The following is a 15,634-nucleotide window of genomic DNA, read 5'->3' as shown; positions in this document are numbered from 1 at the left end:
CCAGAGCTTGCCGTCGGCGTTGCTGCGGGCCATTAACTCGCCCAGACGAAACATCGCGTCGAAGGCGGCCGGGATCGTGAGTTCGCCCAGATAAGCAGGGGCAGCGCCCGAAGCCCTGCGCGTGAAAAGAAGAGGCAGTGGGAAGATCACAGGGCAAGATCGTTCGACGTCAGGGGCAGCAACACGGTAAACTCGGTATACGCGCCTTCTTGGCTGTCTACCGTGAGCGCGCCGCCGTAGCCCTTCGTGACGATGTCGTGGCTCAGCGACAAGCCCAGGCCCGTGCCTTCGCCCGGTGGCTTGGTCGTGAAAAATGGCTCGAAGACCTTGTCCACGACCGCGGCCGGAATGCCGCCGCCGTTGTCGCGCACGTGCAGCTCCACCTGCTGTGCCAGGCGCCGGGTGTGCACGCGCACTTCGGGCATAAAAGTCGGCCCATCCACCTGCGCCCGCGCCCACAAAGCATAGAACGCGTTCGTGTACACGTTCAGCAGCACCCGGCCCAGTTCTTGGGGCACGGCCGTGAGTTCGCCTAGGTGCGGGTCCAGCTCCAGCGTGCGCGTGACCACAAAGCCCGGGTGCTTGGCTTGCGCGTCGTGGTAGGCCAGGCGCAGGTACTCCGTGGCCAAGGCGTTTACTTCGACCGGCTGGCGCTCGCCCCCGCCGCTGCGGGCGTGCTCGAGCATGCCCTTGACGATGCGGTCGGCGCGGGTGCCGTGCTGGTGGATCTTGACCAGGTTCTGCTTCAGATCGGCCAGCAGCCCGGCGACCACGGCCCCGTCACGGCCCTGTTGCTCTTCTTCCTGCAGTTCGTCGACCAGTTCCAGGCTCACTTCGGAGAAGTTGTTGACGAAGTTCAAGGGGTTCTGGATCTCGTGGGCCACGCCCGCGGTGAGCGCGGCCAGCGCGACGAGTTTCTCGCTTTGGATCAACTGCTGCTGTGTGGCTTTTAGTTTGGTCAGGGTGTCCTTGAGTTCATCGCGATGGGCTTTGATCTGCTGGTTCTTTTCGTTGAGGTGCCGGTTGGCGCGCTGCTTGAGGACGATGTTGCGCCCCAGCAAGGCCGCCAGAGCCACCAGTCCGCCCAGCCCGCCCAGCAAGGCGTTGCGTTTCTGCCGTTCCAATTGCCGGGCTTGGGTGAGCGCAGTAATTTGGGCCCGCTGCTTGTCGAGTTCGTAGCCGTAGCGCATGGCGCTGGTTTTGCGCTGCGTCTCCTCGCCGGCCAGGGTGTCTTTGTACGCCACGTACAGTGTGTGGTAGCGGTAGGCGCGGGCGGAATCCCCGCGGGCGGCGTAGGCCTGGGCCAAGATGTGGCTGGCGGTGCGGATGTTCTCGTTGCTGCGCCGTTGCTGGCTCAGGCGCAGGCCGTGCGCGGCGAGGGCAATGGCACTGTCGGGCCGCCGGGTGGCTAGGTAGGCCTGGGCCAAGACCAGCTCGGCTGTGGGCAGGTTGTACTCGTCGTGATGCGCCAACGCCAGCTGGCGGGCGCGCGCGCCGTGCCGCAAGGCTTGCGCGTGCAGACCCTGTTGTTCGTATAACGCCGCAAGATCGGTTTCGTCGATGGTTTCGTTTTGCGTGTCGCCCAAGTGCCGGTTGAGCTGCGCCGAACGGCGGTAATACGCCCGGGCCTGCGGCCATTTTTGTTGCAGTTGATACGCGTGGCCGAGCAGATTATACGCCGAAGCGACGACCTTTTGATCCCCGAGTTGTTGCCCGTTTTGCAACACTGTCTGCAACACCGGCAAAGCATTTTGGTAGTCGCCCAGTTGCACGTAGATGCTGGCGATGGTCGCCCGGATCCGGGTTTGGGTAGTCAGGTCGCTGGTTTGCTCCGCTAGGTGCAGCGCCTGCAACGCGGCTTCCAAGGCGGCAGTAGGGTTGCCTTGCACGTTTTCGATGAGGCTCCGCTGCAGATAGGCTTGCGCCAGCCCCACCGGATTGCCTGTACGGCGGAAGAAGCGCTGCGCCTGTCGGGTGTACTCCAAAGCTTGGGGGTACTGGGCTTGCCTTCGGTGTAGTGTCCCCAACCGCAACAGCGCTTGGCCCTCTCCCACCCGGTCCTTTAACCGCCGGGCCAACCTCAGGGATTGCTGAAAGCGAGCAATGGCTTGCGGAGGGTCATGTTTTAGCAGTTCTGCCAGGGCCTGTAGGCGGCGCACGCGCACGGTGTCCGCACGGGGTTCGGCCTGCAGCAGCGCAAGCAGACTGTCAACTGCTGTGGACGGGGGCTGCCCTTGGGCGCTGGCAATTGCCCTTGCTCCGAGGAGCAACTGACATACAAGACAGCCGATTAGGATCCTGTGGAAGGTGAAGCAACGCAACGCACTGGGATACAGCATGACAAGCAAAGAAAGGCGGTCGTTCAGCGGCCCCTTAGATTACACGTAAAGTATAATCTGCGGATTGTTTTAAATACCACTACACATCCAACACTTAATGTAAGCCTGGGGCTTCGTTACCATGTTGTCTTGGCTTGTTGTTGACTTCCCAACTGAAAAGTATGGCTATCTCGAAAGCAGGAGGTGTAACCCTACTTCGAAACGCGTGACTCTTTAGCTGACAAGTAGGAATGAAGTGGATAATCCGGATTGATGACAAGTCCTAGCCTGCTGTTATAGGGGTCGGCCAAGCTTCCCCTAGACCATTCTGGCTTAAAAACGAGGTTTTTTGGCATGGGCCCAGACTGTGCAAGGTTCGCAGAATACTCATCATCGGAATCAGCACTGGGTTTCGAGCGCAACTTTTTATACTTGGCTTCCAGGCTATCCGCTTTGGTCCCCCAGTACACAATTGGAGACCTTTTGTTTTTGCCTGCATCCCGCGGACTGACCGCCGTTACAAAGGCCCAGCAACTATAGGTATGGGCATCTGCTTGGGCAGTGAAGACCTCGAAGACCGCTTGCGTCGCATTGAGGCTATCTGGTTTTACTTTTCCCACCATTCGGCCGTAGAAAGCTACTGCTTTCTGAAATTGTTGCGGAGTGCTGACCTTGACGCGGTATTCGATTACGCAGATTTGACTAGTTCCGGGGTTGGAAGTCGAAGTAGAATGGGGGAATGGGATTGAGTCGCCGGTCATCGAGCCAGCGGTAGTATGTGCCGGCGTCGAACTTGTGCTTGCAGTAGTAGCTGAGCTCTGGGTAGAAGCCTCTTTCCCTTGGCAAGCCCAGGTGAACAGCGGGAGGATCAAGGCATATTTGTATAAAGTCTCCATTGCTGATACAGTGTAGAAAAATGGTGTATTATTCGATATCTGAATATATAAATATCACACAATATTTTCAGGATATTTTGCTATTCCATTACTTGTATTTCGATTGTCGGTTCATCTCTCCTATCATATTGGGGTTGAAAAGGGGCGTTCTAGGGGAGGGCGGGCCGGGCGCGGAGTTGGCGCGCCGGCGGGGCCATGGCCGGCAGGGGCTGGGCCACCTTGGCCTGCAGGTGCGCCTCGACCAAGGCTGCGAGCTGCGGGAAGGTGGCAGGTTGCGCGGCCTGAATGGCTGCGGCGAGTTCGCGGAAGGTGGTGCGCACGCTCTCTTCGGGCACGTCGGGCAAGGTGCGGTCGGTGGCCAGCAGGGCCACGCGTAACGGCTGGTTCCAGAACGGCAGGCCGTCGAGCACGGCCCCGAGGCGCACGCCGGCGTAGAGCAATTCGGCCTGGGCCGGAGAGCAGCCCCCAGCCAGGCAGGCCTGGTAAAACATGTGGTCGGCGGCGGCCCGCGCGGCCCGGGTGTCGGGGGCGGTGCGGGCGTGGTCGCAGGCCACGTCGTGCACGATCGAGGCGCGGCGGTACGGCCCCGTGTAAGGCGACCCCACGGTGGACCAAAGCGGCGCCGGGATGCTGGCGCCGTTTACCACGCTGCCCGCCGGGGCCCACCAGGTAGTGCCCGCGGGGTCTGTAAACCAGAAGTCGCGCACCAGCGTCATGTCGCGGTCCGCAGGGTCGCCGGCCAAGCCGGGGGCGACGAGCCACGTGGCTTGGGGGTCGTCGGAAAACGTGCCGAGGGTAGGCATAGCGAAGCAAATCAGGAGAGAACGCCTCCGAGTTAGGTACGGCCAAGCGCCGGGGTAAGGTAGGGCCCTTGAGGGCCTTCCGGCTCCGTACCAGCACGGAATTTACCGCTCCCTGCGCCGGCTGCCGGCCCGCAACTGCGGCGCTCCCATCCCTTAAGCCCAAGAACAACGCGGTTACGGCTGGTCGAATCCCGCCTTGGGGTCGGGCGACATACGCTCGCGCAATGTGTGTGCCAAGGCTTCAATGCTGGGCAGGGCCGCATGCTACCCGGTGGGCAAGGCTTCGGTCAGCCGGTACTCGGCAATGCCGATGGGCGTGTGCACGTCGCGCAGGGCGTACTCGGCCACCACGTTGTGGCGGCTCTTGCACAAGAGCAGCCCAACGGTAGGCTCGTCCTGCGGGTGGCGCACCAGGTCGTCGACGGCGGCCAGGTAGAAGTTGAGCTTGCCGGCGTACTCGGGCTTAAACGCCGTGATTTTGAGCTCCACCACGTAGGCCCGCAGCTGGGCGGCGCGAATCTCTTAATTGAGGTGCTCGAGCAGCGCGCCGAAGGCGGCGGGATCAGCGGAGAGGGGAGGAACGGCTAGGAGACGCTTGTATTTTGCACTATCGGCAGGACTGTGGTACCTTTCCAAGGTATTAAAGCTAGTGCAATCCCGTTAGCTAAGCGATCCCCCTATCCGCATGCGTTCTATCCTGTTAGCCGTTGTGCTGCTACTGAGTACCCCCATATCCACTTGTCTTGCGCAAGTACCCAATGCAACTGAGGCAGCGCCAAAAGCGGCACACGTCTTTCTCTGCAAGGGCAAACACAGCCACGTCTACCACTACAACCGGGCCTGCCGGGGCCTGCAGACCTGCTCGACTGCCCTGAAGGAAACCACCGTGGCCCAAGCACGCCGGGCCGGCCGCCGCGCCTGCAGGCTCGCCAGTTGCGCTAAGCCGGCTCCTGCCCCGGCCGCTACGGTCCCGCCCGCATCGCCACCGCCCGCTTCTTCGCCGGCCCTCACGTACCTGCCGTGGAGCGTGCTGGCGTTGCTCGGCGGCTACGGCGTCCACCGGAAGCAAGTGGCGACGCGCCACCGCCTCGCCCGCACGACGGCCCTGCGCGTGTGGCTGCTCGACATTGAGCAAGCCGTCGCGATCTTTCAAGCGCATACGACGTTCACGACCGGCTATTTTGAGCACGCCAAACTCGCGGCCTGGCAAGCGCATTACGGCCCCGCCTTCGCGGCCGTGGAGGGGGTGGCCTACCAGAAGACCGATCTCTCGGCGGTCCAGAAAGCCACGCTGCAGTCCTTCCTGGACCGGTACCGCTGCGGCGAAGAGTTGCGGGTGGCCTACAACGCGGAATTCATCCCGCAGGAGTTGCAGCGCTACGACGCCTTGTTCAGCCGGGTCGAGGGCCGCAGCCTGGACCAGCAGCAACGCACCGCCATCGTGCGCAACGAAGACCACAGCTTGGTGGTGGCCGGCGCCGGCTCGGGCAAAACCACCACCATCGTGGGCAAGGTCCAGTACGTGCTCGCCCGCTACCGCACCCCGCCCGCCAACATCCTGCTCATCTCCTTCACCAACCAATCGGCCGCCACACTGGCCGCCCGCCTCGGCATTCCCGGCCTGGAACCCAAAACGTTCCACAAGTTCGGCAAGGACCTGATCGCCGCCGTGGAAGGCCAGCAGCCCGCCCTCTACGACGACAGCCAGTTCGGCACATTCCTCCGCACCACGTTCCAGGAGCTGATGCGCACATCGGCCTACGCCGAGCAGGTGACCACCTACTTCCAGCACTACCTCAAGCCTGTTAAGTCAAGTGAGGAGTTCAAAGACCAAGGCGCCTACATCCAGCACCTGAAAGACCACAACTTCCGCGCCTACAAGACGGTGGGCAAGACCGTCAACGGCAAGCTCACCTACAAGCAGGAGGTGGTCAAAAGCGTGGAAGAATGCGCCATCGCCAATTTCCTGCTCTTCCACGGCGTGGACTACCACTACGAAGCGCCCTACCCCCACGACACGGCCTCCGTGCAGCACGCGCAGTGGAAGCCGGACTTTACGATCGTCCAAGGCGACAAGCGGGTGTACCTGGAACACTTTGGCGTGGACCGCGAAGGCAACGTGCCCGCCTTCTTTGCCCAACCCGGGCAGTCGCGCGATGCCGCCACTCGGCAGTACCAGAGCAAAATGGCGTGGGCCCGCCGCACCAGCCGGGCGCACGGCACGCCCTTGCTGGAAACCTACAGCTACCAGATGCAGGAGCACACGCTCTTTGCCCATTTGAAAGCCCAGTTAACCCAGCAGGGCATTGTGCTGCGGCCCAAAACGCCGGCCGAAATCTGGGCCATCATCTCGGCTGCCGCTGCCGAAGAGGTCAAAAGCTTCACTACGTTGCTGCAAACCTTTATCACGCTGCTCAAGTCGGACGACGTCTCCGTCGACGACCTGCGGAAGAAGAACGACGCCATTGGCAACGAACGCGAGCGGGAGCGCAACCAGCGGTTCTTGGACGTGGTCGCGCCCCTCTACGCGCGCTACCAACAGCACCTGCACAACCGGCGGGAAATCGACTTCAGCGACCTGATCAACCAGGCCACGGGCTACCTGACTGCCGGGGCGTACCGCAAGCCGTTTGACTACATCATCATCGACGAGTTCCAGGACATCTCGCAAGGGCGCTACCGCCTGATCAAAGCGCTGCTGGCCCAAAATCCCACGTGCAAGCTCTTCTGCGTGGGCGACGACTGGCAATCCATCTACCGCTTTGCCGGCAGCGACCTGGCCCTGTTCAACCGGTTTCAGCAGCACTTTGGCGTCAGCGTCACGGCCAAGATCGAGACGACGTACCGGTTCCACGAACCGCTGATCAGCCAGTCCGGCGCCTTCATCACCCAAAACCCCACGCAGGTTCGCAAGAAGCTCAAAAGCGCCCGGGACGGCAAACGCACCGAGCACCGCATCGTCTACAGCGCTTCCGAGGAGCAGGACGACACGGGGACCTTGCAGCAGATTCTCGACGAACTGATTGCCACCGTACCGGACTTGGCGCAGAAAGAGCTGCTGCTGTTGGGCCGGTATTCGTTTGACCTAAAGCGCATCAAGAACACCGCGCGCATCTTCTCGATCGATCCTGCCAGCCAGACCCTTGCCTATTCGTACCAGGACCGGCACTGCATGCGCCACACGCTGCACCTGCCGTTTCTGACGGTGCACAAGGCCAAAGGCCTGGAAGCGGACCTCGTCATCCTGCTCAACTGCAACGCCGGCAAGTTTGGCTTTCCGGCGCAGCTGTCGGATGACCAGGTCTTGAGTCTGGTGCTGAGCGAAGCCGATGCCTACGAGAACGGCGAAGAACGGCGGCTGTTCTACGTGGCCTTGACCCGGGCCAAAGAACAAGTGATTTTGGTGACGGATCCGGCCCGCAAATCCAAATTCATCAACGAGCTGGAGGGCAAAGCTCCCCTAAGGGCCCTGAAGAAGTGTCCGGTATGTGTGACGGCCGATCTGGTGAAGCGCTGCGGAACAACTAAGGGCACGCCCTGGGCCTTTTACGGCTGTACGAACTATGCCTATGGTTGCTCGTTCCGGGAAAGGATACCACTAGAAGCTGCGCAGCTTAACTAACTTACCTCAAAGTGACTTGCCCTAGTACAATATATTCCTATTTCACCATTAGTCTCTTAGCGGAGCGGTTTGTTCCACAAGTACCTGCATAACGAGGTAGATTCACCTCTCAGAACGCCGCTGTGGCGTAAGAACGAGAATGTTGCCAGATAGTGGTACTTCAGCAAACGTGTTCTTCCTGGTTTTGGGGGCCGATGAGCAGTGCTAGGGAGAGCTCAGGAAGCTAAAGGTGGTTAACGACATGAAATTAATGGTGATGTGCCTTTAACTTTACTTCCATAAAAAAACAAATTAAAAGGTATGTCAAAACCTATAGAAAAAATCATTAAGGAATATTCGCCGCGAGGGCCTTTGAAGCAATATCGCTTTGAGAAATCCTTGTCCTTTAACTGTTTTCGATGTACTCAATCTAAAACTTCTAAATTAATCACCATATACTATGGTGATTGGCACAAAAGGTTATGCAATGGGTGCTACAGCACACTTATTTCAATTTATGATATCAAAGTAGGTCAATTTTCAAATGAAGAAAAAGCAGATAAGTTATCTACTCTTCTCTTAACCTTGGTTGATAAACACCAAATAAAGGAACAAGAAAACAAGATCTGGTTAATGCAAAATCAAGTTAAATTTCTTTCTAAGCCGTCTCTAAAATTCTTCGCTACTGCCGAGTGCGTAGCTAATACACTTGACAAAGAAGAAAATCTTGATTGGTCCCCGGCTGTCATTGGACTATGCAAGGCTTTTGAGTTGGAAATGACCGAGCATTTTATAAATCCGCTTAAAAAGTTTTACAAAGGAAATGAAATTGTTGATTCCGATTTAAAAGATAAAGATTACGGTCGCATTGCTGCCTACTGCGCCGGAAAAGCAATTAACCCCCCGGAGCTTGGTGTTATTAATCATTTTATTAAAACTGTGATTAACAGCAAAGACAGGATAGAAAAAAGTTTGTTTTTAAGACATGGGCTTAAAGACTTCCTTTCAAAACGACCGAATTCAACATGGGTAACAGATAAATCTGGTTTTTCCACCGCTGTAGATACTTTGACTAAAAGATTTAGGAATAAAGCTGCGCACACCGATGAGTTAACTAGTGATGACTATTACAGTTGTAAGGAATTAATATTTGGCGAAAAAGGCATAATGTGGGATTTGATATCAAGTATGCAAAGCCGTTAAATCATCGCAACATTTTTTTGCCCAAATACTATTAACTGCGAAGGCGCGCCCGATTTTTATATCTCTGGCTCCAAGTGTAACGGGTATCCATTTCGCTCGGTCACGCTTAATAGGATATCAAGAAACTACTCACGTGTCAACTTAAAGAAGTGACCGGAACGCCGAAATCAACAGCAGTAATTGCTTCGAAGCGCTGGTAGTATTCGGCATTGGAAGTGGTAGCAAGCCTTGGACTAAGATGGGCACAAGCGAAAACGACCCACTCAAAAGCGTCTAGGCAGCTTTCGTCGAGGTGCTTGATGGTTTCCACCATAGCTGCATCCATAATTCTTCAATGCCTCGCGTGCTTGCGAACAATGCGTTGTCCAGCGCCGCAGTTGTCTTGCCGCTCGCGACTAGCGTGCCCGTGGGATGCCACGGACTAACTACGTACGGCGGCCGACTCCCTTGCCTTAGCTTTACCCACAACCCAGATTCCCTTTACCTACTTTCAACTCCCCTATTAATGACCTCTGCCGAAATTTCCCAACGGTACCAACGCCTGCTCACCCGCAGCTTTGCGCGGCACCTGGACCTGTTTCTGACCACGTGCTACTATCGGGCGCCGGCGGACGGGTTACTGGCCATCACCTCCGAGGCCTACGAAGCATTCCAGCCAACTCGGGAAGCGTGGACTGTGTACTTGCGCTCGCAACAGGCCAAGAGCTTCGATGCGCTGTTCGTCAATACCTATACCGTCGGAGACCTGCACCATGCCATTGAGGCGTGGGAGACCCGCTCGGCAGCCGAAATGGGGAAATACCGCACAATTCACCGGCAGCAGTGCCTGCCGCAAGCGGAATTTCAGGGCTTGTTTACCGCAGGAGAGCGGGCCTGCTCCTATTGCCGGATCACGGAAGCGGAATTTGCTCAACTGATCGCCGACGGGCAGGTGCAGACGCGGCGCCTACGCACTCGCGGCACCACCTTCGAGGCCGATTGCCGCGAGCCGTGGCTCGGCTACGCGCCGAGCCACGTCACGCTGTGCTGCTACTGGTGCAACAACGCCAAGACCGACGAATTTACCCCCGACGAGTTCCAGCCTGTGGCCAACGCACTGGCGCGGGTGTGGCGGCAGCGGCTGGATGGGATACCCAGCACTAGGGGGTAAGCTGCATGCCCCTAACGCACCGGAGGTGTTGCTTTTCAGCTACTTGGGTGGAAGGCCTTGCAATACGCCTCGCGCTTCCGCATGAACTCTGGTGCGGCTCCGCCTCCGTGGTCCGCGCAGCAGTTCTTAAAAAGTGGCGCTGGCCCGTAACCTTTTCAGCCCCTTGCCGGTACAAAGCTTACATTCCCCTGCCCGCCCGACGGGAATACCCAAGACCAGCCCGCCGTGCGGCGCTGGCACCACGCACCCTTCCCGCAGGTTCCGGCAGCAGCCAGCAGAGCTTTTCCCTGCTGCCTTCCTCTGATGTGCTGCATGCGTTTGAACACCACGGAAAATTTGGCCTGTGCCAGGGGCGCGAAATCACTCTACCTGCTGAATACGACGCAGTCTGGTTGTTGAACCCCGTTCTGTGGGGGTACCGCCGCGGGAAGTATTACGGCGTACTCAACGCCCACGGGGCGGTGCTGTTCCCGTGTCGATTGCCGGCCGTGTTCGCCGGGTATCGGGAACTCGGCCCCGGCGAAGCGCCAGAAGCTACCCCCGCCACGGCGCCTACTACCCTATACCGCATCGGCGGCGTACGCTGCGTGCCAGCCCGCTTTTGGGCCGAGCAAGCCACGCCGCTGCTGTGGTGCGATGGCCACCTCACCCAACTCTGGGAGGCGCAGCTATTCTTTCTGACCGAAGACGGACAAATTGACCTGCGTCCGGCCTCAGACTGGCCGTACAAGGCCGAGCAGGTGCAGCGGCAGCGGGTGCTGCTCTCCCGGGCGGGATACCTGCGGCGCCTCGACGGCGATGTGGACGCCGCGCCCGGCCGGGCCGGGGCGGAACCCGTGACGTCGTTCTTGCCACCGCCTTTCCCCGCCTCGGAGCCGGTGGACGCCGGCCCGACCGAGCGGGCGCGTTTCTTTGCGTACCTGGCCCTCCAGCTGCAGCAACGGCGCTTGGCGCCCCCCGAGCCCTTCGCCGTGGACGAATTCACGGACTACGTGCCCTACGAGGTGGCCTGCTTGCCCCCGAAGCGGGTGCAGCGGTGCCTGGCCCACCTGGGCGGCTACATGGCCTTGAGCGAGGCGACGCGGGCGCAGGCCTGGCAACTCATCTACCTGGCGTGGCTGCTCGCCCACGAGTTGTTGGTCTGGTGCGAGGACGCCGGCAGCTATCATCTGGACGAGCGCTACGCCTTCGACGAGTCGTTCTTCGGCCCTAAGTCGGTCGGCCAGCTGCTGGACGAATACGCCCTCTGGGAGCTGGCCCCGTGGCTGCGCCCCGCGAATTCGAGCCGGCTGTAACCGGCGCCTGCCGCGGCGCTTGTTTGGTCTCCTCTTTCCCTGTCTGACGTGATGCCCATGCTGTTGACCCTTTTCCACGGCGCCAATACGCCGTTTACACCCGCGAACTACGCCTTGCTGCTGGGCAGCTTGCTGCTGTGGGCTCTGCCCTGTTCGCTGCTGCTGGCCGGGGTGTTGCGCGCGTTTGTTCGGCTGCTGGACCGGATCCCCGGGCAACTGGCCGCGCTGCCCGGGTGCAGCCTGCTCGTGTGCGGGGCCGTGGTTGTGGCCTGCTTTCAGGGGGCCAGCAGCCCGTTGGCGGGCGCGTTGGGGCTGCTCGTGCCGCTGCTGCTCGTGGCCAACTTGTTTTCCATCGCGCCGGGCAGCCTGCTGCTGCCGCCCGTGCTGCTGGGCCTGGGCCTGCTCGTGTGTGGGGTATTGTACGCGCCGTTTGCCTGGCTAACGGGCGCCGGTGTGATCGGCTTCCCTGCCTTTGTGGTGTTGCTGGGCGTCTGGTGGCGGGTGCTCTATACCTAGCGGCGGCGGAGCACCCCTCTGGGCCTTGCCTACGCAGCAAGCAGAGCGCGGTCTGCGGAACGCAGCACCCAGAGTAGAGAGATTGCATTTTTTTGCGTTCCTTGTTGAGCTTTGATACCATTTTTTTCTTAGAAAAAGCATGCCTACCCCTTCCTTCCGCACTGCCGGCGAGGCCCATATCGCCGCTCAATTTCGTGCGTTTCAACCCACGCCCCACGTGACGGCGGCCATGGTCGGCATCAGCCGCTGGGACTGGGTGGCCGTCCCGGAAGGGACCTCGGCAGCCCAGGCCTTGGCGGTCATGCGCCAGCACCAGTTCGACGTATTGCCCCTCACCACCCCCAACGGGCAACACGTCACCGGCTATTATCATACGGCCCGGCCCGGCGACTTTGAAGCCCAACCCACGCACGTGGCGAAGTTGGACAAACAGCACTTTCTCTACTACCAAACCGAGGTGCGCGACCTGCTGTCGCTGCTGGCCAAACAGGAGCGCGAAGCGGCCGCCGCGCACGCCCCGTTTTACTTCTTGACCGAAGGTCCGGGCAAGGTCGTGGGCATGGTGTCGGAAATCAACCTGCACAGCCGCGAGTGTTACCAGTACTTATACGCCCAGCTAGTGGCCTTGGAATTGCAGGTCAGCCGGTTGTTGCAGGCAGCCCTACCCAATGAGGAGACCTTGTATCACTTGACTCAGGTGCTGCACCAGCACGCGGAGGCCTCAGGATTTGGACGCGCTACCAAGAAAAACGACCTTCAAAAGGCACTCGAGTGGTACCGGGCCGACCAGAACCGGGGGAAGCAGGCACCGCTAACTAGTTACCTGGGCTTGGGTCCTTTGCTGGCCTTGGTGCGCCTGACGGGGCTGCACAGCTTTTTGGGCTTTGCGGCCGATGCCCTCGACGAATTTGACCAAAAAGCGCACACCGTTGTGAGCATTCGCAACCGGGTGGCTCATCCCGTGAAAGGGTACCCCGGAAAAGGAATGTTGATCAAAGACATGTGGTCGACGCTGGAAACCGCCGAGCAACTGCTGTACGCGTTGCAGGGGGTGCTGCAACCCGAGCCCGGAAGCAGCCGTCCCCTCGTGGGCCAGTACTTTACTTCTCAGTTTCAGTGCGCCGCAGGCAGTAGCTTTCTGCGCGTAGAGCCGGGAAAAATCGTGCCCGCGCACCCGTTGGTGCAAGCCCACGGGCGGGTGGCGTACCTGACCGCCCACAACCCGGACAACGTGCGGCTCACCGACGTGGCCAACCGGGAGCGGCACGCGCAATTGCTGGCCGAGCTGGAGCAGCGGGGCATCGCGTGGCAGCCCGCGTACGGACGGGCGTGCCCTGCCGTGGGCGATGCCGAAGAGCTGGCCCGGCAAGCGCAGGCTGGCTTTTGGCGCGAAGACGGAGTGTGGCTGCTGGGTACCACTCGCCGGCTCGCCCAAGCAATTGGCAAACAGTTCGGGCAGCGGGCCGTGGTGTATGCTGAGGCTGGCGGCGTGGCCGAATTGCTGAAAGGCATCAGCCCGGGTAGCGGGCCTCGCGCCCAAGTGCCATAGGCCCAGGTGAGTCCACAGCCGAGGAAGGCCCTGCCTATCTGGCTACTCAACATCTTCCGCTGACCTTTCCCATGAGTACTTCTTCTACCCGTTCTATACCAAACATGACGCAGCCTTTATCCGACGCCGAGCTCGACGTCTTCCTCCAACCTGTGCCGGTAATGGCCCAACAACGGGAACAAGCCCTGTACGCGCACCTGCGTCCGGACTTGCCCGCGGACTACGCCGGCCCGGTGGCGCTCGCCGACCTGCGCCTGCGCCTCAGCCCTTGGCACTGGCTGCGGGGAGAGCTGGGCCACGACGATTTTTCGCGCCAACTTCAGCACCAACTCGCCGAAGCGCGCACCGATCCGGAGCAGGCCGAGGACCTGACCACCGTCGCAGGGGTGGCCTCCTGGGTAGGGAACCACCTCGAGGAAACGACCGACGAAGAGGTATCCTGCTTTCCGTGGGATGCCGAGGAGTGGGGCGAATGGGGTGCTTTATCGGAACTACGGGAAACTTCGCAGGGGCACTTTCTGCCCCAAGAGTTGGACCTGCGCGCCGTCACCTTTGATCGACCTTCCGACACGCGCACGATGGGGTTTGCCGTGCTGCAAATCCGTTGGCAAGCCGCGGAATCGGCTACGCCTTGCTGGGGCCCAGTTTGCATCTATGCAAACCCGGAAAAGGGGCCCCGCAAGGCGCCGTGGCTGATGAGTGCGGGCACTGTGCTGCTGGAGGACCCGGGCAGCGGCGAACAGGCCGAACTGACGCCGAGCTGGTCACTCGAGTTTGGAGACGAAGATCCGGATGGCAGAGCCGAATGGGTGGGGAAACAACCGCGCTTCGAAGCCGGCACGGTCGGAAAAGATGACCCGGGTGTTGCTCCCGCCTGGCTAGCTGCCGGCTTGCACTACGTGGCCGGTCAATTGTATCGGGCAGACACCAAGCAGGCCCTACGACTCTCGCTGCACTCTGCCTAGGAGTTTACCTCGCACGCATAACACGTTCAGTGCCTCTTTTCAATAGCAAGTAATCTATGACCATCCCTGCAGAAGAACCTTCGACAATCTCGCATGCCGGTTTCTTATGGATGAACCGGCAGTCCTACCGGGGGAGCACGTGGGTTGAACAGTTTCTGACCGGGTGGGCCGACCGCGGGTACCTGCTGGTAAGCGTGGCCCAAGACGTGGCTCCCCACGGCGATGCGCTCTTCCGGCAAACCCGGGGGCCGGCGGCCGCCCCGTTGGCGGCCGCGGACTACTGGCAGCGGCAAGGGGCGCTGCACGAGCAGTTGCGCCGCCACGGGCTGTTGCACATGCCCATCGGGCTGGGGCCCGATGCCGCCGCGCCGCTGGCGCTGGCCTGGTTGGTGCCCGCCCCAGCCCGGGGGTGGGCGAGTGCCTTGGCTGGCTTTCAGACGGAGTTGACGTTGGATGCGGGGCTGCGCATGCGCTGGCTGGGAATGCTGGCGGGGCAGCTCGTCACGCCCCAGCAGCCGGCTCAGCGCGCGTTGCTACAGCCCCCGGGCGCGGACCAGCCCGCTCGCTGGCGTTACGGCAACTACTTGGGCGACGAGCCCCTGCAGGGTACGCAATGCGAGCGCGTGCGCACCCTGCTCGGGGCCCTGCCCCGCTACGCCCGCGATGCCAGTACCCCGCCGCTGCCCGCGGACCCTGCTGCGGCCGAGGAGTGGCCATTCCTGTTTAACAAACCGGTGGGCGGCACCTTTGAAGGCATGTCCCGGGTCAACGGGCACAGGGAGCTGCTGGCCAGCGACGAGCAGCAGCCCGGGGATACAAAAGTCAATAGTTACTGGTGGTAATTATTTTTGTAAAGCATTGAAATATAATTATTTAACGACACCTCCTTGCCTTCCCACCCATAGCTCCTTCAAGCTGTAGCAGACGCTGAGCTCGATGTTTTTCTGCAGCCCGTGCCCACGGCTGCTCAACAACGCGATAAAGCCGTTATCGTGAATTTGCGCCCCGGCATGCCCACCAGCTTTGCCGGCTCCGTCGCACTGGGGACCTGCGCCTGCTCCTCAGCCCTTGGCACGGGCTGCAGAGGGAACTGGGCCACGACGACATCACGCGCCAGCTTCAGCTCGAGAAAGGACGTGCTGACCCGGGGCAGGCAGATGATTTATCCACCGTCAAAGGAGTGGCCTCTTGGGTTCAGCACCATTAATACTTTATGGGACGAGTGCAAGGAGAAATCTATAAGGGCTGCTTCCAGCGACTTTTGGTTTGTTGTTTAGAAGGAGGCGCGAAGAGGGGTATAACCTTGGTACTTAAATGGAATCGACTTCCCATAGTTCA

At 60.3% G+C, this 15,634-nt stretch carries 12 protein-coding genes; 8 read left to right on the top strand and 4 right to left on the bottom strand.

Features of this window, described 5'->3' with window-relative positions; translation table 11 throughout:
- Positions 1 to 146: 146 nt before the first annotated feature.
- From H9I52_RS21350 to H9I52_RS21335, 4 genes are all read right to left on the bottom strand, one after another.
- Positions 147 to 2,339, bottom strand: a complete 2,193-nt coding sequence (locus H9I52_RS21350; protein WP_262386172.1) for a tetratricopeptide repeat protein — start codon at positions 2,337 to 2,339, stop codon at positions 147 to 149.
- Positions 2,340 to 2,530: 191 nt separating this feature from the next.
- Positions 2,531 to 3,214 carry a hypothetical protein gene (locus H9I52_RS21345; protein ID WP_187455542.1) on the bottom strand — a complete coding sequence of 228 codons (684 nt, stop codon included), beginning with the start codon at positions 3,212 to 3,214 and terminating at the stop codon, positions 2,531 to 2,533.
- Between the two features lie 149 nt (positions 3,215 to 3,363).
- Positions 3,364 to 4,017: a DUF1353 domain-containing protein gene (locus tag H9I52_RS21340; RefSeq protein WP_187455541.1), complete on the bottom strand. Its 654-nt coding sequence runs from the start codon at positions 4,015 to 4,017 to the stop codon at positions 3,364 to 3,366.
- 264 nt (positions 4,018 to 4,281) lie between these two features.
- Positions 4,282 to 4,521 carry a PDDEXK nuclease domain-containing protein gene (locus tag H9I52_RS21335; RefSeq protein WP_222940600.1) on the bottom strand — a complete coding sequence of 80 codons (240 nt, stop codon included), beginning with the start codon at positions 4,519 to 4,521 and terminating at the stop codon, positions 4,282 to 4,284.
- 181 nt (positions 4,522 to 4,702) lie between these two features.
- Here H9I52_RS21335 and H9I52_RS21330 point away from each other — a divergent pair, with 181 nt between their 5' ends.
- The 8 genes from H9I52_RS21330 (at position 4,703) to H9I52_RS21295 (ending at position 15,138) form a co-directional block, all read left to right on the top strand.
- Positions 4,703 to 7,639, top strand: coding sequence for a UvrD-helicase domain-containing protein (locus H9I52_RS21330; protein ID WP_187455540.1), 2,937 nt, complete (start codon positions 4,703 to 4,705; stop codon positions 7,637 to 7,639).
- A gap of 300 nt (positions 7,640 to 7,939) precedes the next feature.
- Positions 7,940 to 8,821 carry a hypothetical protein gene (locus H9I52_RS21325; protein ID WP_187455539.1) on the top strand — a complete coding sequence of 294 codons (882 nt, stop codon included), beginning with the start codon at positions 7,940 to 7,942 and terminating at the stop codon, positions 8,819 to 8,821.
- Between the two features lie 343 nt (positions 8,822 to 9,164).
- Entirely contained in the window at positions 9,165 to 9,971 is an 807-nt protein-coding gene (locus H9I52_RS21320; protein ID WP_187455538.1) for a hypothetical protein, read from the top strand.
- A gap of 305 nt (positions 9,972 to 10,276) precedes the next feature.
- Entirely contained in the window at positions 10,277 to 11,266 is a 990-nt protein-coding gene (locus H9I52_RS21315) for a hypothetical protein (protein ID WP_187455537.1), read from the top strand.
- A 57-nt stretch (positions 11,267 to 11,323) separates the two neighbouring features.
- Positions 11,324 to 11,782 (top strand): hypothetical protein, encoded by a 459-nt coding sequence (locus H9I52_RS21310; protein ID WP_187455536.1) that lies wholly within the window; start codon positions 11,324 to 11,326, stop codon positions 11,780 to 11,782.
- 139 nt (positions 11,783 to 11,921) lie between these two features.
- Positions 11,922 to 13,331 carry a DUF3293 domain-containing protein gene (locus H9I52_RS21305; RefSeq protein ID WP_187455535.1) on the top strand — a complete coding sequence of 470 codons (1,410 nt, stop codon included), beginning with the start codon at positions 11,922 to 11,924 and terminating at the stop codon, positions 13,329 to 13,331.
- Positions 13,332 to 13,435: 104 nt separating this feature from the next.
- Positions 13,436 to 14,296 carry a hypothetical protein gene (locus H9I52_RS21300; protein WP_187455534.1) on the top strand — a complete coding sequence of 287 codons (861 nt, stop codon included), beginning with the start codon at positions 13,436 to 13,438 and terminating at the stop codon, positions 14,294 to 14,296.
- Positions 14,297 to 14,352: 56 nt separating this feature from the next.
- Positions 14,353 to 15,138 carry a hypothetical protein gene (locus tag H9I52_RS21295; RefSeq protein ID WP_187455533.1) on the top strand — a complete coding sequence of 262 codons (786 nt, stop codon included), beginning with the start codon at positions 14,353 to 14,355 and terminating at the stop codon, positions 15,136 to 15,138.
- Positions 15,139 to 15,634 lie beyond the last annotated feature (496 nt).

This window comes from Hymenobacter sp. BT491, from assembly GCF_014349165.1.
In the GTDB taxonomy this organism is placed as follows: Bacteria; Bacteroidota; Bacteroidia; order Cytophagales; family Hymenobacteraceae; genus Hymenobacter; species Hymenobacter jejuensis.
The sequence above is the reverse complement of the archived record's forward strand: the minus strand, read 5'-3'. Positions and strand labels throughout refer to the sequence as shown.